The organism is Streptomyces sp. NPDC093568 (genome assembly GCF_044764945.1).
Taxonomy (GTDB): Bacteria; Actinomycetota; Actinomycetes; order Streptomycetales; family Streptomycetaceae; genus Streptomyces.
Map to the genome: position 1 here is coordinate 414,189 of NZ_JBIWJD010000004.1, position 25,290 is coordinate 439,478.

Annotated in this window: 20 protein-coding genes; 14 read left to right on the top strand and 6 right to left on the bottom strand. The window is 70.6% G+C overall.

Annotated features, from left to right (window positions below; all coding sequences use genetic code 11):
- The first annotated feature begins 37 nt into the window (after positions 1–37).
- Positions 38–238 (top strand): DUF6191 domain-containing protein, encoded by a 201-nt coding sequence (locus ACIRD7_RS19300; RefSeq protein ID WP_403454543.1) that lies wholly within the window; start codon positions 38–40, stop codon positions 236–238.
- A 7-nt stretch (positions 239–245) separates the two neighbouring features.
- On the opposite strand, the gene ACIRD7_RS19305 is transcribed toward ACIRD7_RS19300, so the two are convergent.
- Positions 246–1,388 carry a PQQ-dependent sugar dehydrogenase gene (locus ACIRD7_RS19305; protein ID WP_403454545.1) on the bottom strand — a complete coding sequence of 381 codons (1,143 nt, stop codon included), beginning with the start codon at positions 1,386–1,388 and terminating at the stop codon, positions 246–248.
- Between the two features lie 154 nt (positions 1,389–1,542).
- Positions 1,543–2,541: an aldo/keto reductase gene (locus ACIRD7_RS19310; protein WP_403454547.1), complete on the bottom strand. Its 999-nt coding sequence runs from the start codon at positions 2,539–2,541 to the stop codon at positions 1,543–1,545.
- Between the two features lie 76 nt (positions 2,542–2,617).
- Between ACIRD7_RS19310 and ACIRD7_RS19315 the strand changes: the two genes are divergently transcribed.
- From ACIRD7_RS19315 to serA, 6 genes are all read left to right on the top strand, one after another.
- Entirely contained in the window at positions 2,618–3,568 is a 951-nt protein-coding gene (locus ACIRD7_RS19315; RefSeq protein ID WP_403454550.1) for a 2-hydroxyacid dehydrogenase, read from the top strand.
- 454 nt (positions 3,569–4,022) lie between these two features.
- Positions 4,023–7,040, top strand: coding sequence for a putative bifunctional diguanylate cyclase/phosphodiesterase (locus tag ACIRD7_RS19320; protein ID WP_403454553.1), 3,018 nt, complete (start codon positions 4,023–4,025; stop codon positions 7,038–7,040).
- 233 nt (positions 7,041–7,273) lie between these two features.
- Positions 7,274–9,154 (top strand): acetolactate synthase large subunit, encoded by a 1,881-nt coding sequence (locus ACIRD7_RS19325; protein ID WP_403454556.1) that lies wholly within the window; start codon positions 7,274–7,276, stop codon positions 9,152–9,154.
- A 21-nt stretch (positions 9,155–9,175) separates the two neighbouring features.
- Positions 9,176–9,700, top strand: coding sequence for an acetolactate synthase small subunit (gene ilvN, locus ACIRD7_RS19330; RefSeq protein WP_403454558.1), 525 nt, complete (start codon positions 9,176–9,178; stop codon positions 9,698–9,700).
- Positions 9,701–9,829: 129 nt separating this feature from the next.
- Complete coding sequence (ilvC, locus tag ACIRD7_RS19335; RefSeq protein ID WP_360211875.1) at positions 9,830–10,828, top strand: ketol-acid reductoisomerase; 999 nt, start codon at positions 9,830–9,832, stop codon at positions 10,826–10,828.
- Positions 10,829–11,057: 229 nt separating this feature from the next.
- Positions 11,058–12,647 (top strand): phosphoglycerate dehydrogenase, encoded by a 1,590-nt coding sequence (serA, locus tag ACIRD7_RS19340; protein ID WP_403454562.1) that lies wholly within the window; start codon positions 11,058–11,060, stop codon positions 12,645–12,647.
- A 173-nt stretch (positions 12,648–12,820) separates the two neighbouring features.
- Here the strand turns inward: serA and ACIRD7_RS19345 are convergent, their stop codons facing one another.
- Entirely contained in the window at positions 12,821–14,368 is a 1,548-nt protein-coding gene (locus ACIRD7_RS19345; RefSeq protein ID WP_403454565.1) for an MFS transporter, read from the bottom strand.
- Positions 14,369–14,464: 96 nt separating this feature from the next.
- Here ACIRD7_RS19345 and ACIRD7_RS19350 point away from each other — a divergent pair, with 96 nt between their 5' ends.
- Both ACIRD7_RS19350 and ACIRD7_RS19355 read left to right on the top strand, forming a co-directional pair.
- The gene (locus tag ACIRD7_RS19350) at positions 14,465–15,049 is read left to right on the top strand and encodes a TetR/AcrR family transcriptional regulator (RefSeq protein ID WP_403454566.1); all 585 of its coding nucleotides are present in this window, start codon (positions 14,465–14,467) and stop codon (positions 15,047–15,049) included.
- Positions 15,050–15,112: 63 nt separating this feature from the next.
- Complete coding sequence (locus ACIRD7_RS19355; RefSeq protein WP_403454568.1) at positions 15,113–16,663, top strand: FAD-dependent monooxygenase; 1,551 nt, start codon at positions 15,113–15,115, stop codon at positions 16,661–16,663.
- Positions 16,664–16,793: 130 nt separating this feature from the next.
- On the opposite strand, the gene ACIRD7_RS19360 is transcribed toward ACIRD7_RS19355, so the two are convergent.
- Positions 16,794–17,978 (bottom strand): PucR family transcriptional regulator, encoded by a 1,185-nt coding sequence (locus ACIRD7_RS19360; RefSeq protein WP_403454570.1) that lies wholly within the window; start codon positions 17,976–17,978, stop codon positions 16,794–16,796.
- Between the two features lie 181 nt (positions 17,979–18,159).
- Between ACIRD7_RS19360 and ACIRD7_RS19365 the strand changes: the two genes are divergently transcribed.
- Both ACIRD7_RS19365 and pruA read left to right on the top strand, forming a co-directional pair.
- Positions 18,160–19,086 carry a proline dehydrogenase family protein gene (locus ACIRD7_RS19365; RefSeq protein WP_403454572.1) on the top strand — a complete coding sequence of 309 codons (927 nt, stop codon included), beginning with the start codon at positions 18,160–18,162 and terminating at the stop codon, positions 19,084–19,086.
- Positions 19,087–19,353: 267 nt separating this feature from the next.
- Positions 19,354–20,985, top strand: coding sequence for an L-glutamate gamma-semialdehyde dehydrogenase (pruA, locus tag ACIRD7_RS19370; RefSeq protein ID WP_403454575.1), 1,632 nt, complete (start codon positions 19,354–19,356; stop codon positions 20,983–20,985).
- 78 nt (positions 20,986–21,063) lie between these two features.
- On the opposite strand, the gene ACIRD7_RS19375 is transcribed toward pruA, so the two are convergent.
- Positions 21,064–21,270 carry a DUF5988 family protein gene (locus ACIRD7_RS19375; protein ID WP_403454577.1) on the bottom strand — a complete coding sequence of 69 codons (207 nt, stop codon included), beginning with the start codon at positions 21,268–21,270 and terminating at the stop codon, positions 21,064–21,066.
- A gap of 84 nt (positions 21,271–21,354) precedes the next feature.
- Here ACIRD7_RS19375 and ACIRD7_RS19380 point away from each other — a divergent pair, with 84 nt between their 5' ends.
- Together ACIRD7_RS19380 and ACIRD7_RS19385 are read left to right on the top strand one after the other, a co-directional pair.
- Positions 21,355–21,912, top strand: coding sequence for a GNAT family N-acetyltransferase (locus ACIRD7_RS19380; protein ID WP_403454580.1), 558 nt, complete (start codon positions 21,355–21,357; stop codon positions 21,910–21,912).
- 256 nt (positions 21,913–22,168) lie between these two features.
- Positions 22,169–22,309, top strand: coding sequence for a hypothetical protein (locus ACIRD7_RS19385; protein ID WP_003997658.1), 141 nt, complete (start codon positions 22,169–22,171; stop codon positions 22,307–22,309).
- A gap of 38 nt (positions 22,310–22,347) precedes the next feature.
- On the opposite strand, the gene ACIRD7_RS19390 is transcribed toward ACIRD7_RS19385, so the two are convergent.
- A complete protein-coding gene (locus ACIRD7_RS19390; RefSeq protein ID WP_403454582.1) occupies positions 22,348–23,922 on the bottom strand; it encodes a purple acid phosphatase family protein in 1,575 nt (524 codons plus the stop codon).
- A 142-nt stretch (positions 23,923–24,064) separates the two neighbouring features.
- Between ACIRD7_RS19390 and ACIRD7_RS19395 the strand changes: the two genes are divergently transcribed.
- Complete coding sequence (locus ACIRD7_RS19395) at positions 24,065–25,108, top strand: 3-isopropylmalate dehydrogenase (protein WP_403454584.1); 1,044 nt, start codon at positions 24,065–24,067, stop codon at positions 25,106–25,108.
- The last annotated feature ends 182 nt before the right edge of the window (positions 25,109–25,290 follow it).

A 25,290-nucleotide genomic window follows, 5' to 3' on the forward strand; every position in this document is an offset into this window, starting at 1 on the left:
GCTTACGCTGTAGAAGACGTCTGTTCAGGGAGGTCCCGTGTTCAACACGTTCGAGGAGCTCTTCGCCCCGGGCCGCAAGCACACCCGCGACGAACAGAACCGCCTGGAACTGGCCCGCGTGGACGTCGGGGACAACGACCCCGGGCGCGGACCGATAGACCTCGCGTCCGGGAAGGTCGTCGTCCGGCCACCCGAGGCGCCGGACGACAGGCGCGGCGGCGAAGCCAGCGACGGGTAGGAGCCGCTCAGGTCACCTGCAGCTCCAGAATCCGGTCGTCCCCGTCCTTGGGGTCACCCCGCCCGTCCGTATTGCTGGTCACCAGCCACAACTTGTCGCCGCCCGCCGACACCACGGTCCGCAGCCGGCCGTACTCACCCTCCAGGAAGGCCTGCGGGTCCGCCGAGGCCTCTGTGCCGTTCAGCGGGATGCGCCACAGGCGCTGGCCCTTCAGACCGGCCATCCAGACGGAGCCCTCGGCGAAGGCGATGCCGCTGGGGGAGGCGTCGTCGGTGCCCCACTGGGCCAGGGGATTCTGATACGCGCTGTCGTCCGACTTGCCCTCGACCTCCGGCCAGCCGTAGTTGGCGCCCGGCTTGATCGCGTTCAGCTCGTCCCAGGTGTCCTGGCCGAACTCGGCGGCGAACAGACGCTGATTCGCGTCCCAGGCCAGACCCTGCACATTGCGGTGGCCGTACGAGTACACGGGGGAGTCCGGGAAGGGGTTGCCCGGGGCCGGCTCCCCCTCCGGGGTCAGGCGGAGGGTCTTGCCGCCCAGGGAGTCCATGTTCTGCGACAGGCCCGTGTCCCCGCTCTCCCCGGTACCCGCGTAGAGCATCTTGTCCGGGCCGAAGGCGATCCTGCCGCCGTTGTGGATGAAGCCCTTGGGGATGCCCTTGAAGATCGTGTCGGGCGCGCCGAGCTGCTCGCCGGACGGCTTCTGCTCGTCGTAGAGCATGCGGACGATGCGGTTGTCCGAGGCCGAGGTGAAGTACGCGTAGACCATGTGGTCGGAGGCGTAGTCCGGGGAGAGCGCCAGGCCCATCAGACCGCCCTCGCCCGCCGGTGACACCCCCGGCACCTCGCCCAGCACGGTCTTCCTGCCGCTCTCCCCGTCGATCCGGGTGATCGTGGCGTCGTCGCGGGAGGAGACCAGCAGGCCGCCGCCGGGGAGCGGGGCCACGCCCCAGGGGGTGCTCAGGCCCTCCGCGACCGTGCGCACCACCTTGACCGTGCCCTTCGCCGGTGGCGTCTCGGCGGTCCGCTGGGTGGGGGAGGGCGCGGTGGTGCTCGGCGCCTTGTTGTTCCCGCCCTCGCCCGGCGAGCCCCCGTCGTCGGAGGAACAGCCGGCCGTCAGCAGGAGTGCGGCCGCGGCCAAAACGGCCGACACAGCTCGACGTTGCACGATCACGGTCCCTTCGAAGCGGCGGGTTCTACTTTTCTTACACCGCTCGCGGCTCAGAGGTTCCCGATCCATGAATCCTGAGCAGCGCCGCCGGGCCCCGGGTCGGCGGTGTCCGCCGACGCCCGGAATACCGGTGGTCTCAGTCCCAGGATCCCTGCGGCCCCGGCAGCCCCGCCACCTCGGCGAGGTCCTCCGCGGTCAGCCGCAACCCCTCGGCACCCGCGTTCTGCGCGACCCAGCGTTCCCGCTTGGTGCCGGGGACCGCCACCACGTGCCGCCCCTGCGCCAGCACCCACGCCAGCGCCACCTGCGCCGACGTGACGTCGTGCCCGTGGCGGGCCGCGACCCGGCGCAGCCCCGCGACGATCGGCTGGTTCGCCGCCATCATCTCCGCGGTGAAGCGGGGGTGCCGGGCGCGCACGTCGTCCGGTTCGAACCCCTGGCCGGGGGTCAGCGTGCCGGTGAGGAAGCCGTTGCCCAGCGGCATCGCCGCGAGGAACCCGATGCCGCGCGCCTCGCACCACGGCAGCAGCGTCTCCAGCGCCTCGGGCGACCACACCGACAGCTCGGCCTGCACCGCGCTCACCGGGAAGACCTGCTGCACCCGCTGCAACTGCCGGATCGTCGCGTCGTGCAGCCGCGTCCCGAAGCGCCGGCCACCCCGCGCGCCCATCGCGCACAGCCCCAACGCCCGTACCTTTCCGGCCCGGACGAGCTCCGCCATCGCGCCCCACGTCTCCTCGACGGGGACCTCGGGGTCGGCGCGGTGCAGCTGGTAGAGGTCGATGACGTCCGTCTGGAGGCGGCGCAGCGAGGCGTCGCAGGCCCGCTTCACATAGCCGGGGCGGCCGTTGGCCACGATGTGCTGCTCGCCCACCAGCAGGCCGACCTTGGTCGAGACGAACGCGTCCTGGCGGCGCTCCTTCAACACCCGCCCCACCAGCAGCTCGTTGGTGAAGGGGCCGTACATGTCGGCCGTGTCCAGCAGCGTCGAGCCCAGATCGAGCGCCCGGTGCACCGCCCTGACCGACTCCTCGCCCCGCTGCCGCGACGAGCTGTACGCCCAGCTCATCGGCATGCACCCGAGCCCGACGGCTCCCACCGCGAGTGCCGCCGCGCCGATCGTCCTGCGCTCCACCTGGCCGTAACCCTCCCTCTTCCGGCACCCCAACCTAACCTCTGCACTCCAGTTCGCCTGACATAGCCTCCTGACCATGACTCCTGACGTGTGGCTGCCCATTCCGCCGGACGACATCGAGGGCCTGCCGGAGGGCCTCAACTACCGCTACTGGAACGGCGCCGAGGACTTCCCCGCCGACCCGGCCCAGTGCGCCTTCTACGTCGTCCCGTACATGAAGCCGCCCGGCCTGGGGCAGCGTCCCCTGCCGGAGATGGGCAACGTGGAGGTGGTGCAGACGCTGTCCGCCGGCACCGATCACGTCGAGCCGGGGATGAGGCATCTGCGGCCCGGCGTGCTCCTGTGCAACGCGCGCGGGGTGCACGAGGCGAGCACCGGCGAGCTCACGCTCACCCTGATCCTCGCCTCGCTGCGCGGCGTACCCGACTTCGTACGCGCCCAGGACAGGGGGGAGTGGCTCGGCGGGTTCCGACCCGCGCTGGCCGACAAGAACGTCCTCATCGTGGGATACGGCTCGATCGGTGCCGCCATCGAGGACCGGCTCGCACCGTTTGAACTCGCGCGGGTGGCGCGCGTCGCGCGCTCTGAGCGCACCACGGCGCGCGGAAAAGTGCATCCGCTCACCGAACTGCCCACGATGCTCCCGGAAGCGGACGTCGTGATCGTGTCCACGCCCCTGACGGAGGCCACTCGCCACCTCGTCGACGCCGACTTCCTCGCCCGCATGAAGGACGGCGCGCTGCTGGTCAACGTCGCCCGCGGAGCCGTGGTGGACACCAAGGCGCTGCTGGCCGAGCTGGAGACCGGGCGCATCACCGCCGCCCTGGACGTCACCGACCCCGAACCGCTGCCCCGGGAGCACCCGCTGTGGCGGGCGCCGGGCGTGCTGATCAGCCCGCATGTGGGCGGTCCGACGTCCGCGTTCCTGCCGCGCGCCAAGCGGTTGCTCGTGGACCAGTTGCGTCGTTACGTGAACCGGGAGCCGTTGCGCAACGTGATCCTTACGACGGGCGCGACGCGCGCGTGACGCTCACGGGCTGAGCCATCGCGCGGGTGCCGCGCGTGCCGTGCACGACTGGCCCGTAGTCCGCTTCGAGTACCGTCCGCGACCCCACGGAAGCGGTCCGTACTCGCATATGCGCTGGTCGTCACGGAGCGTAGAGGTGCTATGTCCCTGAGTGACGAGACTGGTGTATCGTCCCCGACAGGGGCTGCGCCGCGCACCGTTCGGCGCCGGGGATGGACATTTCAGATTTGTGAGGGGGGCGACGGGCGATGCACGGCCTATGGACGAGCGATCCGACGCGACGGGGCCGTCGGCGGCGACCCTGGCGAGCGGCCGCGCGCAGACGCGGCCAGCACGGCACTCACGGCTGCCGTCACAGCCATCACCACCGCAGGCACAGCAGCCGCAGGCGGCATGCGCACCCAGTGCGCCGGGACCCTCGGGACCCGCGGGCGGCGCGGACCGGGAGGGTCCGGTGAGCTCGCCACCGCCCTCCACGACCACGCTCGACGGAGCGCTGCGGTCACAGCCTCCGTCTGCGGCGACCCTGCGTCGCCCCCTGTCCGGCGGCAACGGCTCGGGACTGTTTCCGCAACTCGTACTGGCTCTGGTGTGCGCGGGATACGCCGTCGGTTCCGCGCTCGGCTGGGGTTCGGTCCAAGTAGCGCTGATCATGGGCGACTTCGGGCTGGCCGCCGCGGCCGGCGCCGCCGCCGTGTCCTGCTTCCGCTACGCCCGTAGCCGCCGCATCCGCTTTCGTCCCGCCTGGCTGCTGTTCGCGCTCTCCTCGGCCATGGCGGCGCTCGGCAACCTGGTCTGGGGGTGGTACGAGGTCGTCCTGGAGCGGCCCGTGCCCAGCCCCTCGTATGCCGACGGGTTCTTCCTCTGCTTCGCGCCGCCCGCCATCGTGGGTCTCCTGGTGCTCGCCAAGCGCCCGGTGAGCAAGGCCGGCTGGGTCTGCCTGGGGCTCGACGCCTGGCTGATCGGCGGCTCGCTGCTCACGCTGGCCTGGAGCCTCGCGCTCGCCCAGGCGGCCAAGATCGACTCGAGCGGCGGGGAGAGCGTGGCCCACACCGCGCTCTCGCTCGCCTATCCGCTGCTCGACATCGCCCTGGTCAGCATGGTGCTCGCACTGCACTTCCGGCGCTCCTCCGCCAACCGCACCGCGGTCAACACCGCGATCGGCGCGCTCGCGCTCACCGTGATGTGCGACGCCCTGTTCACCTCGCCGCTGCTGCACAACAGCTACCGCTCCGGCCAGCTGCTCGACGCGGGCTGGTTCGCCGGCTCGCTGCTCCTGGCGTACGCCCCCTGGGCCGCGCCGAGGCGCGGGCAGGAGGACCCCGACCGGCACGACAGGGCCGGCCACACGCGCGTGGTGCACGAGCACGTGCCCGGACAGCGCGGCACCGGCCACCACCACACGCCCGCGCCGGGGGGTGATCACGCCCGGTACCCGGCCAACCGCCCGATCGCCGGTTCCCTGGCCGCGCTCACGCCCTACCTCGCCGCCGCCGTCTGCACCCTGGGCATCCTCTACAACGTCCTCAACGGCCGCAGCGTCGACCGCGTGGTCCTCATCACCGGGGGCACCGTCGTGCTGGCGCTCGTGGTGCGCCAGGGCATCATGCTGCTCGACAACATCACCCTCACCCAGGAACTGGCGCAGAAGGAGAACCACTTCCGCTCCCTGGTGCAGGGCTCCAGCGACGTCATCATGATCGCCGCGCCCAACGGCATCCTCCGGTACGTCTCCCCGGCCGCCGCCGGGGTCTACGGCCGTTCCGCCGAGGACCTGGTGGGTACGGAACTGGCCAATCTCATCCACCCGGAGGACCTGGGCTGCGTGGTGCACGAAGTGCGCCGCTTCCTCGCCGCCAGCCCACTTGAGGAACCCACTACGCGCATCGAGTGCCGTTTCCGGTCCGGGGAGGACGGCTGGCTCAACGTGGAGTCGACCGTCAACCGGCACCACGGCGGCCTCATCTTCAACAGCCGGGACGTGACCGAAAGAGTGCGCCTGCAGGCGCAGCTCCAGCACAACGCCGAGCACGACCCGCTCACCGACCTGCCCAACCGCGCGCTGTTCACCCAGCGCGTCCAGCAGGCCCTGTCCGGCCGCCGCGCCTCCGACCGGGGGTTGGCCCTGCGCAACACGGCCGTCCTGTTCATCGACCTCGACGGCTTCAAGGGAGTCAACGACACGATCGGGCACCAGGCCGGCGACGAACTGCTCGTCCAGGCCGCCCGCAGACTCCAGGACGCGGTCCGGGGCGGGGACACCGCCTCCCGGCTGGGCGGCGACGAGTTCGCGGCCCTGATCGCCGGGGACAACACCCGTGACCGCACCGCCCGCGAACGACACATCCTGGAGCTCGCCGACCGCCTCAGGATGACGCTGTCCCAGCCGTACCTCATCGACGGCAACGATGTCCGGGTCAACGCCTCCATCGGCGTCGCCTTCGCCGAGCCGGGCCTCGGCGCGGGGGAGCTGCTGCGCAACGCCGACCTCGCGATGTACCGCGCCAAGGCGGGCGGCAAGGGCCGCGTCGAGCTGTACAGGCCGCAGATGCAGCAGGACGTCGTACGCAAGGCGGAGCTCGCCACGCGTCTGCGGGCCGCGCTGCACGACGGAGAGTTCGCGCTGCTGCACCAGCCGGTGGTGGCTCTGGAGGACGGCCGGATCACGTCGGTCGCCGCCCAGGCGCGCTGGCGGTCCTCGCAAGGGGTGCTGTTCACGCCCGCCGAGTTCCTGCGGGTGGCCGAGGACAGCGACAAGACCGCCGAGCTGGGCCGCTGGATGCTGGAGGAGGCCGTCGAGCAGGCCGCCGAACGCACCGCGACCGGGCTCGCCGTGCCCATCGCCGTACGGATGAGCGCCCGCCGGCTGCTGGACCGGTCGATGCCGCTCGGCTCGATCGAGGCGCTGCTGACCCGGCACGGGCTGCCGTCCGGGTCGCTGGTCATCGAGCTGTCGGACCTCGACCCGCGTATCTCGCTGGACGATCTGGAGCGCCGGCTGAGTGGTCTGCGCAGACTCGGCGTCCGGATCGCCCTGGACGGCTTCGGCACCGGCTACGCGGCGATCACCGCGCTGCGCAGGCTCCCCGTGGACATCCTCAAGCTGGACCGCGGTCTGGTCGAGGGCGTCGTGGAGTCCGCGCGGCTGCACAAGATCACCGGTGGGCTGCTGCGGATCGCCGCCGACCTCGGACTGCAGTCCGTTGCCGACGGCGTGGATCTGCCGGAGCAGGTCGTCGCCCTGCGGGCCATGGGGTGCACCCATGGGCAGGGCATGGCCTTCTCCGGGCCGCTGGACGAGTACCGGCTGCGCCGGGCGCTCAGTTCCGGCCACTATCCGGTTCCGCACGGCCCGGCCGAGCCGGCCTTCGCAGGAGGAGGCGCGGGGGTGTACACCAGTGGTGTGCCCGCTGTTCTCGGAGGCGGCAGTGCCCTTCGCTCACATAATGAGACTCCCGTCCCACCCACTTGACAGTGGGTGTGCGCCGGGGGGAGGGTCAGTGCCATGCGCACCCGAATTCTCGTACTTGGAAAGCGCGTCGGCTGAGGCTGGTGACGTCCGGAACCCGGACTCCCAGCGTCCACACCCGGCGCGCTCCCCTCGCTTGCCTTACGGCACGAGGGGTTTTTTGTTGCACAGGCACCTGTCGTGCAGCATCGAAACTCCGCTCAAACCTCGCAAAAACCCTCAGCATCGAGAAGAGAATGCCGATGACCGAGCAGGCCACCGGGGCCCATAATCCGCAGCCGCGGCCCCGATCCGGAGGACAGCAGTCCGCCCCCGAGCACGTCACGGGTGCGCAGTCCCTCATCCGTTCGCTCGAGGAGGTCGGCGCCGACACGGTATTCGGCATTCCCGGTGGTGCGATCCTCCCGGCGTACGACCCGCTGATGGACTCCACCCGGGTGCGCCACGTCCTGGTCCGGCACGAGCAGGGCGCCGGCCACGCGGCCACCGGCTACGCGCAGGCCACCGGCAAGGTCGGTGTCTGCATGGCCACCTCCGGCCCCGGCGCCACCAACCTGGTGACGCCGATCGCCGACGCCCACATGGACTCGGTGCCGCTCGTGGCGATCACCGGGCAGGTCGCGTCCAAGGCGATCGGCACGGACGCCTTCCAGGAGGCGGACATCGTGGGCATCACGATGCCGGTCACCAAGCACAACTTCCTGGTCACCAAGGCGGAGGACATCCCGCGGGTGATCGCGCAGGCGTTCCACATCGCCTCCACCGGCCGCCCCGGCCCGGTCCTCGTCGACATCGCCAAGGACGCCCTCCAGGCGAAGACGACGTTCTCCTGGCCGCCCGTGATGGACCTGCCCGGCTACCGGCCCGTGACCAAGCCGCACGCCAAGCAGATCCGCGAGGCCGCCAAGCTGATCACCGCCGCCAAGCGGCCGGTCCTGTACGTCGGCGGCGGTGTCATCAAGGCCGGCGCCACCGCCGAGCTGAAGGTCCTCGCCGAACTCACCGGAGCGCCCGTCACCACCACCCTGATGGCGCTCGGCGCATTCCCCGACAGCCACCCGCTGCACGTGGGAATGCCGGGCATGCACGGTGCGGTCACCGCCGTCACCGCGCTGCAGAAGGCCGACCTGATCGTCGCCCTCGGAGCCCGCTTCGACGACCGCGTCACCGGCAAGCTGGACAGCTTCGCCCCGTACGCCAAGATCGTCCACGCCGACATCGACCCGGCCGAGATCGGCAAGAACCGCGCCGCCGACGTGCCGATCGTCGGGGACGCCCGCGAGGTCATCGCCGACCTCGTCCAGGCCGTCCAGAAGGAGCACGCCGAGGGTAACCAGGGCGACTACAGCGCCTGGTGGAAGGACCTGAGCCGCTGGCGGGAGAACTATCCTCTGGGCTACGACCAGCCTGAGGACGGATCCCTTTCGCCGCAGCAGGTCATCGAGCGGATCGGCCAACTCGCCCCCGAGGGCACGGTCTTCGCGGCGGGCGTCGGCCAGCACCAGATGTGGGCCGCGCACTTCATCCAGTACGACAAGCCCGCCACCTGGCTGAACTCCGGCGGCGCCGGGACGATGGGCTACGCGGTCCCGGCCGCCATGGGCGCCAAGGCCGGAGCACCGGCCAAGACCGTCTGGGCGATCGACGGCGACGGCTGCTTCCAGATGACCAATCAGGAGCTCACCACCTGCGCCCTGAACAACATCCCGATCAAGGTCGCCATCATCAACAACGGCGCCCTCGGGATGGTCCGCCAGTGGCAGACCCTCTTCTACAACCAGCGCTACTCCAACACCGTGCTGCACAGCGGCCCGGAGGCGACTGTGTCCGACAGCGGCTCCGCCGCGGGCAAGCAGCCGAGCGCCGGCACCCGCGTCCCCGACTTCGTGAAGCTGTCGGAGGCCATGGGCTGCTACGCGATCCGCTGCGAGGACCCGGCCGAGCTCGACAAGGTCATCGAAGAGGCGAACTCCATCAACGACCGCCCGGTCGTCATCGACTTCATCGTCCACGAGGACGCGATGGTGTGGCCGATGGTCGCCGCCGGCACCTCCAACGACGAGATCATGGCCGCCCGGGACGTCCGCCCCGACTTCGGCGACAACGAAGACGACTGAGCGAGAGAGACGTAAAAGACCATGTCCAAGCACACGCTCTCCGTCCTGGTGGAGAACAAGCCCGGCATCCTGGCCCGGATCGCCGCGCTCTTCTCCCGCCGCGGCTTCAACATCGACTCGCTCGCCGTCGGTGTCACCGAGCACCCCGACATCTCCCGCATCACGATCGTGGTGAGTGTCGACGCCCTGCCGCTGGAGCAGGTCACCAAGCAGCTCAACAAGCTCGTCGAGGTGCTGAAGATCGTCGAGTTGGAGCCGGCGTCGGCCGTGCACCGTGAACTCGTCCTGGTGAAGGTGCGCGCCGACAACGAGACCCGCTCGCAGATCGTCGAGATCGTCCAGCTCTTCCGCGCCAAGACCGTCGACGTCTCCCCGGAGGCCGTGACGATCGAGGCCACCGGCTCCAGCGACAAGCTGGAGGCGATGCTGAAGATGCTGGAGCCGTTCGGCATCAAGGAGCTCGTCCAGTCCGGCACGATCGCCATCGGCCGGGGCGCGCGTTCGATCACGGACCGCTCGCTGCGCGCGCTCGACCGATCGGCCTAGGGACGCGTTCGGGCGGTCGGGTGACACCGGCCGTCCGGATTCCGCCCGTATAGCGAGACCCCGAGACTTCCCTTCCCCCCACCGTCATACGGTGGGACGCAACACCTGCACACAAGGAGAGAACCCAAAGTGGCCGAGCTGTTCTACGACGCCGACGCCGACCTGTCCATCATCCAGGGCCGCAAGGTCGCGGTCATCGGTTACGGCAGCCAGGGCCACGCCCACGCGCTGTCGCTCCGTGACTCGGGTGTCGACGTGCGTGTCGGTCTGCACGAGGGCTCCAAGTCCAAGGCGAAGGCCGAGGAGCAGGGCCTGCGCGTGGTGAGCCCGTCCGAGGCCGCCGCCGAGGCCGACGTCATCATGATCCTCGTCCCGGACCCGATCCAGGCCCAGGTCTACGAGGAGCACATCGCCCCGAACCTGAACGACGGCGACGCCCTGTTCTTCGGGCACGGCCTGAACATCCGCTACGGCTTCATCAAGCCCCCGGCCGGCGTGGACGTCTGCATGGTCGCCCCGAAGGGCCCGGGCCACCTGGTGCGCCGCCAGTACGAGGAGGGCCGCGGCGTTCCGTGTATCGCGGCCGTCGAGCAGGACGCGACCGGTAACGCCTTCGCGCTCGCCCTGTCCTACGCCAAGGGCATCGGCGGCACCCGCGCCGGCGTCATCAAGACGACCTTCACCGAGGAGACCGAGACCGACCTGTTCGGTGAGCAGGCCGTCCTCTGCGGTGGTACGGCCGCGCTGGTCAAGGCCGGTTTCGAGACGCTGACCGAGGCCGGCTACCAGCCGGAGATCGCGTACTTCGAGTGCCTGCACGAGCTGAAGCTGATCGTGGACCTCATGTACGAGGGCGGCCTGGAGAAGATGCGCTGGTCGATCTCCGAGACCGCCGAGTGGGGCGACTACGTCACCGGCCCGCGGATCATCACCGACGCCACCAAGGCCGAGATGAAGAAGGTCCTCGCCGAGATCCAGGACGGCACCTTCGCCCAGGCCTGGATGGACGAGTACCACGGCGGTCTGAAGAAGTACAACGAGTACAAGAAGCAGGACTCCGAGCACCTGCTGGAGACCACCGGCAAGGAGCTGCGCAAGCTCATGAGCTGGGTGAACGAGGAGGCGTAAGCCTCAGGTGACGGGGCCGGGGCATGCCGCTCCGGCCCCTTTGTCCAACCCGTCGCATCACGGACGGGTGATCCTTCCGCGGAGGCGCAGGACGACCTCCGCCACGGCACTACACTGCCGTACTACATACGCGTCAGGCCCACAGCGTCGTGCGTCTTCCACGCGGCTAGCCCCTCCACCGCCTGCGGCCGTCGGGACGGCCGTCCGCATTGGACATGTGAGGACCCACGTGAGCTCGAAACCCGTCGTACTCATCGCTGAAGAGCTTTCGCCCGCGACCGTGGACGCGCTTGGTCCGGACTTCGAGATCCGGAACTGCAACGGCGCCGACCGGGCCGAGCTGCTGCCCGCCATCGCCGACGTGGACGCGATCCTGATCCGCTCCGCCACCAAGGTCGACGCCGAGGCCATCGCCGCGGCGAAGAAGCTCAAGGTCGTCGCACGAGCCGGCGTCGGCCTGGACAACGTCGACGTCTCCGCCGCCACCAAGGCCGGCGTGATGGTCGTCAACGCCCCCACCTCGAACATCGTGACCGCCGCCGAGCTCGCCTGCGGTCTGCTGCTCGCCACCGCCCGCAACATTCCGCAGGCCAACGCCGCGCTGAAGAACGGCGAGTGGAAGCGCAGCAAGTACACGGGTGTGGAGCTCGCCGAGAAGACCCTCGGTGTCGTCGGTCTCGGCCGCATCGGCGCGCTCGTCGCCCAGCGCATGTCCGCCTTCGGCATGAAGGTCGTCGCCTACGACCCCTACGTGCAGCCCGCGCGCGCCGCGCAGATGGGCGTCAAGGTGCTGTCGCTGGACGAGCTGCTCGAGGTCTCCGACTTCATCACCGTCCACCTGCCGAAGACCCCCGAGACCCTCGGTCTGATCGGCGACGAGGCGCTGCGCAAGGTCAAGCCGAGCGTGCGCATCGTCAACGCCGCGCGCGGCGGGATCGTCGACGAGGAGGCGCTGTACTCCGCCCTCAAGGAGGGCCGGGTCGCCGGCGCCGGTCTCGACGTGTACGCGAAGGAGCCCTGCACGGACTCCCCGCTGTTCGAGTTCGACCAGGTCGTCTCCACCCCGCACCTGGGCGCCTCCACCGACGAGGCGCAGGAGAAGGCCGGTATCGCCGTCGCCAAGTCGGTGCGCCTCGCGCTCGCCGGCGAGCTGGTCCCGGACGCGGTCAACGTCCAGGGCGGTGTCATCGCCGAGGACGTCAAGCCGGGTCTGCCGCTCGCCGAGCGCCTCGGCCGGATCTTCACCGCCCTCGCGGGCGAGGTCGCGGTGCGCCTCGACGTCGAGGTGTACGGCGAGATCACCCAGCACGACGTGAAGGTGCTGGAGCTGTCCGCCCTCAAGGGTGTCTTCGAGGACGTCGTCGACGAGACGGTGTCGTACGTCAACGCCCCGCTGTTCGCGCAGGAGCGCGGCGTGGAGGTGCGGCTGACGACCAGCTCGGAGGCGACCGACCACCGCAACGTCGTCACGGTGCGCGGCACGCTCTCGGGCGGCGAGGAGGTGGCGGTCTCCGGCACGCTGGCCGGCCCCAAGCACCTGCAGAAGATCGTCGCGGTCGGTGACTACGACGTGGACCTCGCGCTTGCCGACCACATGGTGGTGCTGCGGTACGAGGACCGGCCGGGTGTGGTCGGCACCGTCGGACGGATCCTCGGGGAGGCCGGGATCAACATCGCCGGCATGCAGGTGTCCCGGGCGATCGCCGGTGGCGAGGCGCTGGCCGTCCTGACCGTCGACGACACGGTGCCCTCCGCGGTGCTGTCCGAGGTCGCGGCGGAGATCGGGGCGACGTCCGCTCGTGCGGTGAACCTGACCTGAGTTCCGGGTCTCCTGCGGTGACCGTCCCCTGGGGGCTTGCCGCCCCCAGACCCCCGCTTCGGCCCTGAACGGGCCTCGTCCTCAAACGCCGGACGGGCTGGATGATGCGGTCCGGCGTTGAGGGGGGAGGCCCCCGGCGGGTGGGTGGGGCTCGGGACGGTGCGCGCTTGGTCTCAAACGCCGGACGGGCTGAGCTTGCTCGGTTCGTCCGGCGTTTCGCATGTCTGCTCCCGGACCTCGACCCGGCGCAGCGTGACGGCCGCCAGCACCGCCGCTCCCGCCAGGATCACCGCCCCCGCGATCGCCGCGCCCTGCATCCCGCTGGTGAACGCCTCCCGCGCGGCAGTGGCCAGGCCAGGAGCGCGGTCGGCGATCGCCAGTGCTCCGCCGAGCGTCTCGCGGGCGGCCTCCGGGGCCGACGCCGGGATCTCGTGGTGGTAGATCGCCGTACCGATCGAGCCCAGCACCGCCATGCCGAGCGCGCCACCGAACTCCGCTCCGGTCTCCATCAGGGAGGACGCGGAGCCCGCCCGCTCCAGCGGGGCCGTGCCCATCGCCAGGTCCATGATCTGGGACATCACCACGACGCCGCCGACAGCGAGGACCGCGCAGGCGGCCAGCACCAGCGCCATCGAGTCCGGGCCGGCCAGGGCCAGCAGCCCGAACCCCGCCGCGGCGATCACGAAGCCGGCCGTGACGACCTGGGCGCGGCTCACGCCCTTCTGCACCAGCTGGGTCGCGACCGGGGCCGCCGCTCCGATCGGCACCGACGGCAGCAGCGCCCACAGGGCCGCTTCCAGGGCGCTCTTGCCGAGCACCGACTGCAGGTACTGCGTGGTGAAGTACGCCGAGCCCATGATGCCGAACGCGGAGACGAGGTTCAGCGCGACCGAGGGGGCGAAGCCGCGGCCGCGGAAGAGGGCCGGGGAGATCATCGGTGCCGCCGCCGTGCGCTGACGGTGCACGAAGAGGGCCGCGAAGAGCAGGCCGACGGTGATCGAGACGACGTAGCGGACGTTCCAGCCCTCGGAGGGGATCTCCTTCAGGCCGTAGATCACGGGGAGCACGGCCGCCATCGACAGCGGGACGCTCAGCAGGTCGAAGCGGCCGGGCGCGGGGTTCTTCGACTCGGGGAGCAGGAGCGGGCCGAGGAGCAGCAGGAGCGCCATCGCGGGCAGGTTGACCAGGAAGACCGAGCCCCACCAGAAGTACTCGACCAGCACCCCGCTCATCACCGAGCCGAGCGCGATGCCGGCCGTCATCACGCCGGACCACAGGCCGATCGCCTTGGCGCGCTGGGCGGGGTCGGTGAACATCGTGCGGAGCATCGCCATCGTCGAGGGCATCAGGGTCGCGCCGCCGATGCCGAGGACCGCGCGGGCCGCGATCAGCATCTCGGCGCTGCCCGCGTACGCCGCCGCCAGTGAGGCGGTGCCGAAGGCGAGGGCGCCGATCAGCAGGAGCCGGCGGTGGCCGACGCGGTCGCCGAGCGAGCCCATCGTCATCAGCAGGCCCGCCAGGACGAAGGCGTAGATGTCGAAGATCCAAAGCTGCTGGGTGCCGCTCGGCTCCAGGTCCGCGCTGATCGACGGAACCGCGAAGTAGAGGACCGAGACGTCCATCGAGACCAGCAGCAGCGGGAGCATCAGGACGCCGAGCGCGGTCCATTCACGGCGGCCGGCGCGGGCCGCGGGGGTGGTGCTCGTCGGGTTCGTTGTCATGGCGGTGAATGTACGCGCGTCCTAAACGCTTGTCTAGAACGCTTGTATAAGACGTGCGTATGGGACGCTTGTATGGACCGGCGGTAGGGTGGCGGCATGGGACACCGTGAGGATCTGCTCGAGGGCGCCAAGCGCTGCCTGCTGGAGAAGGGGTTCGCGCGCACGACGGCGCGGGACATCGTCAAGGAGTCGGGGACCAACCTGGCCTCGATCGGGTACCACTACGGCTCGAAGGACGCGCTGCTGGCGCAGGCGTACGTGGCGCTCGTCGAGGGGATGGGTGAGGCCTTCGAGGGCGGCGGGGCGGACGGGCTCACCACCGAGCCGGGCTCCGTCGAACGGTTCCAGGAGGTGTGGTCGAACATCATCGGCACCATGCGCGAGCCCGGCTCGATGTGGCGGCTCAGCATGGAGATCGTCGTCATGGGCGATCAGTTGCCCGAGCTCCGCGACCATCTGGCGCTGGCCCAGCGGGAGGCCGCGCGCGGACTGATTCCGCTGCTCATGGGCGGACGGGAGGAGGACGTGCCGGAGGAGCTCCTGGACACCCTCGGCATGTTCTACGTGACGGTGATGACGGGGCTCATCGCGCAGTGGCAGTTCGACCCGAAGACGGCCCCCGGCGGGGAACAGCTCGCCGAGGGGCTGCGTCTGGTGATCGAGGCGGCCGCGCGGAAGTGACGCGCCGGCTCGGTCGCACGGACCTTCGTTGCGGTCGCCCGCCGGGCGCGGATGATTGATCCCATGCAGCCCGAGATGCCCGCGGCGGACGCCGAGGCGGAGGTTCTGATCGTCGGAGGCGGGCCCGTCGGGCTCACCGCCCGAGCACTGCTCGAACGGTGGGGGGTGCGGACCCTGCTGGTCGAGAAACACCGTGAGCTGTCGCCGTTTCCCCGCTCCCGGCTGGTCAACGTGCGCTCGATGGAGATCTTCCGGCAGCTCGGACTCGCCGAGCGGATCACGGCGGCCGCGTTCGCGCCGGAGTACGGCCGGATCCGCTTCCGCGACACGCTGCACGCCCCCGACTTCGCCTCGGCGGCGATGATCGGAGTGGACGGGCCGGTGCCCGAGAGCCCCGTGACCGGAGTGGTCACCTCCCAGGACCGGCTGGAGCCCGTGCTGCTCGGCGCGGCGGGCTCGCCGGTGCGGTTCGGGGTCGAACTCGTCGACCTGGCCGAGGCCGACGGCGCTGTCACGGCGCGGCTCGTCGAGCATGGGAGCGGCACGGAATCACGCGTCCGCGCCCGCTACGTACTGGCCGCCGACGGCGCGAACTCCACCGTCCGGGAACGGCTGGGCATCGGCACCGAGGGCCCCGGAGCCGTCGGCCGCGTCACCACCGTCGTCTTCGACGCCGACCTCGACCACTGGTCCGCGCGGCAGCCCGCCGGGGTCTACCTCACCACCCGGGGATCGTTCCTGCCGCTGTACCCGGAGGGCGGCTGGGCCCTGTTCGCCCCGACCCCGCAGGACCCCGAGGCCGCGGACTGGCCCGGCCTGGTCACGCGCTCCCTCGGCGCGGATGTGCCCGTCCACGTGCGGCGGGTGCAGCACTGGGTGGTGAACGCCTTCGTCGCCGAGCGCTTCCGGCACGGCCGGACCCTGCTGGCCGGCGACGCCGCGCACGCCGTCCCGCCCGCCGGCGGCCTGGGCATGAACGTCGGCGTCGCCGATGTGCACAACCTCTGCTGGAAACTGGCGGGCGTGCTGCGCGGCTGGGCCGGGCCCGATCTGCCGGCCACCTACGAACCGGAACGAATGCCCGTCGCCCGCCGGACACTCGGCCAGGCCGTGGAGAACTCCAAGATGATGTTCCAGGTGCAGGACGTGCGCCGGGAGCAGCTCCAGGCCGACGGGGCCCAGGCGGCGCAGCGGGTCGAACCGCCCTGGTCGGAACAGTACTTCGCGCAACTCGGCCTCGTGCTCGGCGTCGCCTACCGCTCCGCCGCCGTCGTGGCCGACGGCCACTCGCCGACCGAGCCGTCCGGCACGACCTATGTTCCGACAGCCCAGCCGGGCCACCGCATGCCCCACCTCTGGCTCACGGACGGACGCTCCACGCTCGACGCGTTCGGCGAGTGGTTCACCCTGCTCACCGCCGCACCGGTCCACCGGGATCCGGCCTGGCCCCTGCGCGTCGAGACCCTCCCCGCCGAGCACGCCGACCTCTGGGGCCTGGGCTCGCGCGGAGCCCTCCTCGTCCGTCCCGACGGCCACATCGCCGCCCGCTGGAGCGACGGACCGCCGGGCGAGGCGGCGCTGCATGATGCCCTCACCGCCGTCACGGCCCGCTGACCTGGCGCACGGCGTCCGGCACGGGCGGACCAGGCCGAGCCGTTGAAAGCCAGGTGGTCATGCAGCCCGAGATGCACCTTCGGTGACTCCCAGCGCCGGCTCGTCCTGCCTAGGAGCGCCCGGCCAACCGCTACAGCCGCGCCCCCTTCAACGCCATGTGCAGCAGCAGGCGGTCCTCGCCGTCGTCCAGGTCCAGGCCGGTGAGCTGTTCGACGCGGGAGAGGCGGTAGTACAGGGTCTGGCGGTGGATGCCGAGTTCGGCGGCGGTGCGGCCGGCCTGGCCGGCGCAGTCCAGGTAGATCTCGGCGGTGCGGGCGAGTTCGTGCTGGGCGGGGGCGAGGAGGGGGGCGACGGCGCGGTCGTGGGCCGTCTCGGGGGACAGCGAGGTCAGCAGGCGGTACGGCCCGATGTCCGACCACTGCGCCACCGGCCCGAGCCGGGGTTCCGCCAGGGCCGCGCGGGCCGCCGCCGACGCCTCCCGCCAGACGGTGGCCAGGTCGGCGAGGCCGGCGCGCGGTTCGCCGAGGCCGGCGGCCGCCCGTGCCCGGCCCCGCGTGGCCGGACTCTCCTTCAGCAGCCGGGACGCCGCCGTCACAGCCGCCGTGCGCACCTCGGGTGAGCGCAGCCGCACCAGTACCGCGAGGCTCTGCCCCTCGGGCCCCCACGGCACCGTGCACAGCGCGGTCGCGTGCGGCACCGTACGCACCGAGGGGGCGTCGTCCGGGTCGGCGGAGGGCCAGGGGGCCACGCAGACGACCGTATGGACGCCGTCGGCGCGCGCGCCCAGCGCCGTGCGCAGCTCGGCGACCGCCATGTCGCCCTGCCAGCCGCGCTCGGCGGTCAGCACCGCCCGCAGCTCCCGGCTGAGGTCCGCCCCGTGCTGCGCCTCGTCCGCGAGCAGCGCGCCGATCCGGGCGGTCACCTCCATCGCGGCCGTCAGCTGCTGGTCGGTGGGGCCAGGATCGTCGTCGAGCAGCCAGACGTACCCGAGGACGACACCCCGATGGCGTACCGGGAGGCAGATTCGTCCGCGGTAGACCCCCGCCTCCGGGGTGCGCGGGATCCGTACCGGGCCGGTCGCGCGCGTGATGCCGAAGCCCTCGAACCAGGTCCGTACGGCCGATGTCGAGCGGCGGGTCAGGATCGAGCGGGTGCGCACGGGGTCCAGGGCGGACGCGTCGAGGTCGTCCTCGCTGTCGTAGGCACCGAAGGCGATCAGCTCGAAGTCACGGTTCTCCAGGGTCGCGGGGGCGCCCAGGAGCTCCGAGATCTCATCGACCAGCTCCTGGTAGTCACCCTTGAATTCGGACGTCACCCGGGCATTCTCCCGCATTTCCCGAGGGCCTTCATACATCTGTCTGAGATCTGCGGCACGGATGCGTGACAGCTGTCGATGGCCGACGATCGGAGGGATCCTTAGGTTTCACGGTGGTTCTCCGTGCCGTACCCGAATGGTTGGGATTCGGCCGCCTTTTCGCTGTCTGTGGAGGTGCCCCGTGCTGGGTCCCGTGATTCTCGCCGCTTCGCGCAGCGACCGGATGCGACGCCTGATCTCGGCGGCCCCGGTGACCAAGCAGGTCGTCGACCGCTTCATCCCGGGCGAGACCGTCGACGAGATCGTGCCGATCATCCGGGAGCTCAGCGACCGGGGCCTGGAGCTGACGATGGACGTCGTCGGCGAGGACATCACCCGCCCGGAACAGGCCACGGCCGCCCGCGACGCCTACCTGGCGCTCATCGACCGGCTCAAGGAGCTGGAGCTGGGCACCAGGGCCGAGATGTCCGTGAAGCTGTCGATGTTCGGACAGGCGCTGGAGGGCGGCCACGAGCTGGCCCTGGCCAACGTCCGCCCGGTCGTCGAGGCCGCCGCCGCGATCGGCACCACCGTCACCCTCGACGCCGAGGACCACACCACCCTCGATTCGATGTTCGCCATCCACGAGGAGCTGCGGAAGGACTTCCCGCAGACCGGCTGCGTCATCCAGGCCTACCTCTTCCGCACCGAGGCCGACGCCCGCCGCCTCGCGGAGAGCGGCAGCCGGGTGCGCCTGGTCAAGGGCGCCTACAAGGAGCCCGCCGAGGTCGCCTACCAGCAGAAGCACGAGATCGACAAGGCGTACGTCAGGATCCTGAAGGTTCTGATGGAGGGCGCCGGGTACCCGATGATCGGCTCCCACGACCCGCGTCTGATCTCCATCGCCCAGGAACTCGCGCGGCGCGCCGGGCGAAAGCTCGACGAGTACGAGTTCCAGATGCTGTACGGCATCCGCAGCGACGAGCACCTGCGCCTCGCCGCGGAGGGCCACCGCATGCGCGTCTACACGGCCTACGGCACCGACTGGTACGGCTACTTCATGCGCCGCCTCGCGGAGAAGCCGGCGAATCTGCGCTTCTTCGCCCGGAGCATGCTCACCCGAGGTTGAGAAATGACGCACACACAGAGGCTTTTCTGCCGGGGGGCCGGGGGTTGTCCCCCGGGAAAGCACAGCATGCGCCGCCTCGCGGAGAAGCCGGCCAACCTGCGCTTCTTCGCCCGGAGCATGCTCACCCGAGGTTGAGAAATGACGCACACGCAGAGGTTTTTCTGCCGGGGGGCCGGGGGTTGTCCCCCGGGTAAGCACTTCGCCCGCTCGGTGATCAGCAAGGGCTGAGCCCGAACACCCGCTCAAGTTCAAGGAGTCAAGGATCTCATGGACGCTGTGACCCAGGTCCCCACCCCCGTCAACGAGCCGGTGCACGGCTACGCCCCCGGCTCGCCCGAGCGCGCCCGCCTCGAGGTCAAGCTCAAGGAGCTGGCCGAGAACCCGATCGATCTGCCGATGACCATCGGCGGCGAGAAGCGGCTCGGCGGCGGCGAGCGCGTCGACGTCGTGCAGCCGCACAACCACAAGGCCCGCCTCGGCACCTACGGCAACGCCACCCAGCAGGACGCCCAGGACGCCATCGACGCGGCCCTCGCCGCCGCGCCCGCCTGGCGCGCGATGGCCTTCGACGACCGCGCCGCGATCATCCTGCGCGCCGCCGAGCTGCTGGCCGGCCCCTGGCGCGAGACGCTCGCCGCCTCCACCATGCTGGGCCAGTCCAAGACCGCCCAGCAGGCCGAGATCGACACCCCCTGCGAGCTCGTCGACTTCTGGCGCTTCAACGTCAAGTACGCCCGTGACCTGCTCGCCGAGCAGCCCCCGGCGAACTCCCCGGGCGTGTGGAACCGCCTCGACCACCGCCCGCTGGAGGGCTTCGTCTACGCGATTACGCCGTTCAACTTCACGGCCATCGCGGGCAACCTGCCGACCGCCCCGGCCCTCATGGGCAACGTCGTCGTCTGGAAGCCGTCCCCGACGCAGACCCACGCCGCCGTGCTGCTGATGCAGCTGCTGGAGGAGGCCGGGCTGCCCAAGGGCGTCATCAACCTCGTCACCGGCGACGGCATCGAGGTCTCCAAGGTCGCCCTGGAGCACCGCGACCTCGCCGGCATCCACTTCACGGGCTCGACCAAGACCTTCCAGTACCTGTGGAAGACGGTCGGCAACAACATCGAGAAGTACCGCTCCTACCCGCGCATCGTCGGCGAGACCGGCGGCAAGGACTTCGTCGTCGCCCACCCGAGCGCCGACAAGGCGGTCCTGAAGACGGCCCTGACCCGCGGTGCCTTCGAGTACCAGGGCCAGAAGTGCTCGGCGACCTCCCGGGCGTACATCCCGGCGTCGATCTGGAACTCCGGCTTCAAGGAGGAGTTCGCCGCCGAGGTCGACTACCTGACCATGGGTGACGTCACCGACCTGTCCAACTTCATCGGCGCCGTCATCGACGAGCGTGCCTTCGCCAAGAACAAGGCCGCCATCGACCGCGCCAAGTCCGACCCGACCTGCACGATCGTCGCGGGCGGCTCCTACGACGACTCGGTCGGCTACTTCGTGCGCCCGACCGTCGTCGAGTGCTCCGACCCGGAGAACGAGGTCTTCACCACCGAGTACTTCGGTCCGTTCCTCGCCGTGCACGTCTACGAGGACGACAAGTACGACGAGATGCTGGAGCAGATGGAGTCGGTGTCCGCCTACGCGCTGACCGGCTCGGTCATCTCGGGCGACCGCGCGGCGGCCGCGTACACGATGGAGAAGCTGCGCTACGCGGCCGGCAACTTCTACATCAACGACAAGTCGACCGGCGCCGTCGTCGGCCAGCAGCCCTTCGGCGGCGGCCGTGCTTCCGGCACCAACGACAAGGCCGGCGCCCCGCAGAACCTGATGCGCTGGACGCTGACCCGCGCCATCAAGGAGACGCTGGTCCCGCCGACCGACTACATGTACCCGCACATGGGCTGACACGACAACGCAACGCGAAAGGCCGGGTCTTGACGGACCCGGCCTTTCGCCGTTCAAGGGGGAGGAGAGGGGAGAGCGCTACTCGGCGATCTCCGTCCGCTCCCACCACTCGTAGACCGGCAGCGCGCCCTGCGGGGTGTTCGTCCGGCGCGAGGTCGGCCTGAAGTGCTCGTAGCCACCGCGGAGCTTGATCTTCACATCCGGGCCGGGGGACGGGGTCCCGACGATCCGCTCGGGGAGATCCTCGGGGCCGCCCTCGAGGAACACTTTCGACGTGTCGTTCATGACCTCACCGTTCCCCTCGGCGTGACCCGGTGTCCCGTGCGGCGCGGAGGATCAGCCGAGTGGGCGATGCCGAATACTGGTGGGATGACCTCCGACGCACCGGCCGGCAGGCCGCGCACCGTCCACACCGCCGACCTCACCGCCGCCGAACTGCGCGCCGTCCGCGCCCTGTTGGACGACGCCTTCGACGGCGACTTCTCCGACGAGGACTTCGAGCACGGGCTCGGCGGGATGCACGCCCTCGTGCACGACGACGCCGGGCTGCTCGTCGCGCACGGGTCGGTGGTCATGCGGCGGGTGCGGCACCGGGAGCGGTGGCTGCGGGTCGGGTACGTCGAGGCGGTCGCCGTACGGCCGGACGCGCGCCGCACCGGGCTGGGCGGCCGGGTGATGGCCGAGCTGGAGCGGGTGATCGACCGGGCCTACGACGCGGGCATGCTCTCCGCCAGTGACGAGGGGGCCGCGCTGTATACCGCCCGGGGCTGGCAGGTGTGGAGCGGGCGGGTCTGCGGGCTCGCGCCGGACGGCGTCGTCCATCTGCCCGACGAGGAGGGCGGCACGTTCGTGCGGACCGCATTGGCCGGGCCGCTGGATCCCGCGTTCGAGCTGGTCTTCGACTGGCGGGACGGGGATGTGCTCTGACCGGGTCTGGAGAGAAAGTGCAGGTCAGCGGCGTGTGACCCACTCCACCGTCTCAGATAGTAGGAAGTCCGAGTAATTGTGGAGACAGACACGTCGTCCTCCCTTAGCTTTGTAGAAGCCGAACGTCTCGCTCGATCAAGCGAATGGCGGTCGTGAGCCGGGCCCCGTGCAGGCAACCCCTGCGGCCCGCTCCCCGCCCCACCCGGCGTCTCGAAACCCCTCTGTGCACTCCCGGATTCGAAGGAGTCGATTTCCCATGGCCGAGACGACCGCCCGCCGCCGAGTCCGTCACCTCTCCCGTACGAGCGAGTCCGACCGCAAGAACGCCGCCGCGGCGCTCCAGCGCGCGCTGGACCGCCGGGACAACGGCGGCGTCACGGGCCACCAGGCAGCCTGAACCGGGAGCCGCGCCCGACCGGGGTGCGGCGCGCGGCCTCAGGCTCCGCGCCGCACCTCGAAGTGGTCGATGCGCTCCCCGTTCTGGGCCAGTGCCGACACCCGCAGCCGGGGCTTCGCGCCGCTCTCCGCCTCCACGGTGAGGAAGGAGAAGCCCCGGTAGCGCACCCGTGACCAGTGCACGCTCTCCGGCTTGGTGTTGCGCGACTTGGTCCACCTGAAGGTGTCGACCGACTCCCGCTCGGTCACATGCCCCTCGTAGCTCTCCTCGACGCCCGCGGGGAAGCCGTACAGCTCCTTGCCCCCACCGCCCGCCGTGACGTAGACGATGCCGTCCCGCGTCGGGTCCGTCGAGGCGCCGACGGGCACCTGCCGGCCGACCTCGCCGTTCTTGACGGCGTCCGTCCGCTCGTAGACGTGGTTGTGCCCGTTGATCACGAGGTCCACCTGGTGCCGGGCGAACAGCGGCACCCACTCGGCCCGCACGCCCCCGTCGGACCCGTGCGAGGACGTCGAGTAGGCGCAGTGGTGGAAGAAGACGACGACGAAGTCGACGTCCTTGGCCGCCCGCAGCTCACCGAGCCGCTCGTCCAGCCACTTCGTCTGGCGGCCGTCCGTGTGACCCCGGTTGGCGGGAATCTCGTACGACACGTCGTTCGCGTCCAGCGCCACGACTCCGACGTTGCCGTAGACGAAGGAGTACACGCCCGGGGCCGTGCGGGGGTCGAAGCCGCTGTCCGGCAGGGACCATCGGGCCAGCTGGCCGCCGTAGCCGTCCGGCGAGTACCAGGCCTCCATGTCGTGGTTGCCGGTCGTCACCATCCACGGCACCGACCTGGCCACCGACTCGGTCTGCTTGAGGTAGCCGTCCCAGTAGCCGGGGTCGTAGGCGTCCGACTCCTGGCCCAGGCCCTTGACGTTCGCGTAGCAGATGTCGCCGGCGTGGAGGTGGAAGGCCGGGTTCTGGCCCAGCAGGAGCTTGTCGTTGGTGGCGGCCGCCTCGCTGACGCCCTGGTCGCCGAAGGCCGTGAAGGTGAAGGTCTCCGGGCTCGCGGGAGCCGTGCGGAAGGAGGCGATCGTCGCGCGGTTGCCCGGGGCCGCCGGGTCGAAGCCGTCGTGGCCGACGCCGTAGTAGTACGTCGTGCCGGGGCGCAGGGAGTCCAGTGCCGCGTGGACGTAGTACTGCTCCAACGCCGCGCGGATGCCCTGCAGTTCGGGGGTGTACAGATCGCGGATCTCGGCGTCGATCCGGCGGCTCAGCTCGTCGGGCCGCAGGCCGACCCGGACGTACGGCTTCCTCACCGCGGCCGGGACCTGCCAGGAGATCCGCATCTGCGACTTCGGGTCGGCGCCGAAGGCGAGATGGCGGCCGAACGGGGCGACGGCGGAGCCCGGCACCTTAGTGAGGGTGGACGCGGGCGCCGATACGGAGGGCTTCGTACCGGGCGTGCCCGAGCCCGGCCCCGAGCAGCCCGTCAGCAGACCGCCTGCCACCGCGCCCGCCGTCACCAGCGTGCGGCGCCGGGTCAGTTTCGTACGGAGGTACTCGTGCTGTTCCGCCATGCTCATGCGGCGGGCGAGCTGGGGCGGGATGCCGAAGTCGCGGAGGTCCATGGTGGGAAAGTTCCCAGCGGCGGCCAACACCCGGCATACATGCGGGTGAACGCCGGTCGACGCGCAGACGCCGTCCCTCGTCAGGGTGTCCGTATCGCGGACATCGCGTGTCATCCCATGGGACGAGGAGTAGGGTGCCGACATGTCTCGCAGCCTCAATCTCGCAGTGATTCCCGGTGACGGCATCGGCCAGGAGGTCGTGGCCGAAGGCCTGAAGGTCCTCTCCGCCGTCCTTCCGCAGGATGTGAAGCTGGAGACCAAGGAGTACGACTTCGGCGCCCGGCGCTACCACGCCACCGGTGAGACCCTCACCGACGCCGACCTGGACGCGCTGAAGAAGCACGACGCGATCCTGCTCGGCGCGATCGGCGACCCGAGTGTCCCCTCCGGCGTGCTGGAGCGCGGCTTCCTGCTCAAGCTCCGCTTCGCGTTCGACCACCACGTCAACCTGCGTCCCTCGAAGCTCCTTCCGGGTGTCGCCACCCCGCTCGCCGGTGAGCCGAACATCGACTTCGTCGTCGTCCGCGAGGGCACCGAGGGCCCGTACACCGGCAACGGCGGCACCATCCGCAAGGGCACCGAGCACGAGGTCGCCACCGAGGTCTCCGTGAACACGGCCTTCGGTGTCGAGCGCGTGGTCCGCGACGCCTTCGCCCGTGCGCAGGCCCGCCCGCGCAAGAAGCTCGCGCTGATCCACAAGAACAACGTGCTGACCTTCGCGGGTCACCTGTGGACGGACGTCTTCAACAAGGTGGCCGAGGAGTTCCCCGAGGTCACCACCGAGTACATGCACGTCGACGCGGCGACCATCTACCTGGTCACGCAGCCCGAGCGCTTCGACGTCATCGTCACCGACAACCTCTTCGGCGACATCATCACCGACCTCGCCGCGGCCGTCTCCGGCGGCATCGGCGTCGCCGCGTCCGGGAACATCAACCCGAGCCGCGCGTTCCCGTCCATGTTCGAGCCGGTCCACGGCTCGGCCCCGGACATCGCCGGCCAGGGCAAGGCCGACCCCACCGCCACGGTCCTGTCCGTCGCCCTGCTCCTGCGCCACCTCGGCCACGACGCCGAGGCCGACCGCATCGACGAGGCCGTCACCGCCGACCTCACCGAGCGGGCCGGCAAGCCCGCCCGCAGCACGTCGGAGATCGGCGACGCGCTGGCCGTACGAGTAGCCGGCTGACTCCGCCGCGCTATTCGAACCTTCGAAGCCGTCGGGTCACATCGCACCCGGCGGCTTCCCCATGTCCGCCACCGGGTGACACCATCGACCCCTGGGTCGCGAATCACGCCGATCACGCCGAACAGGCCGATTTCTTCCTCGGCACCCGCTTGCGATAATCGAACGCGGAGCCGCGGAATGAG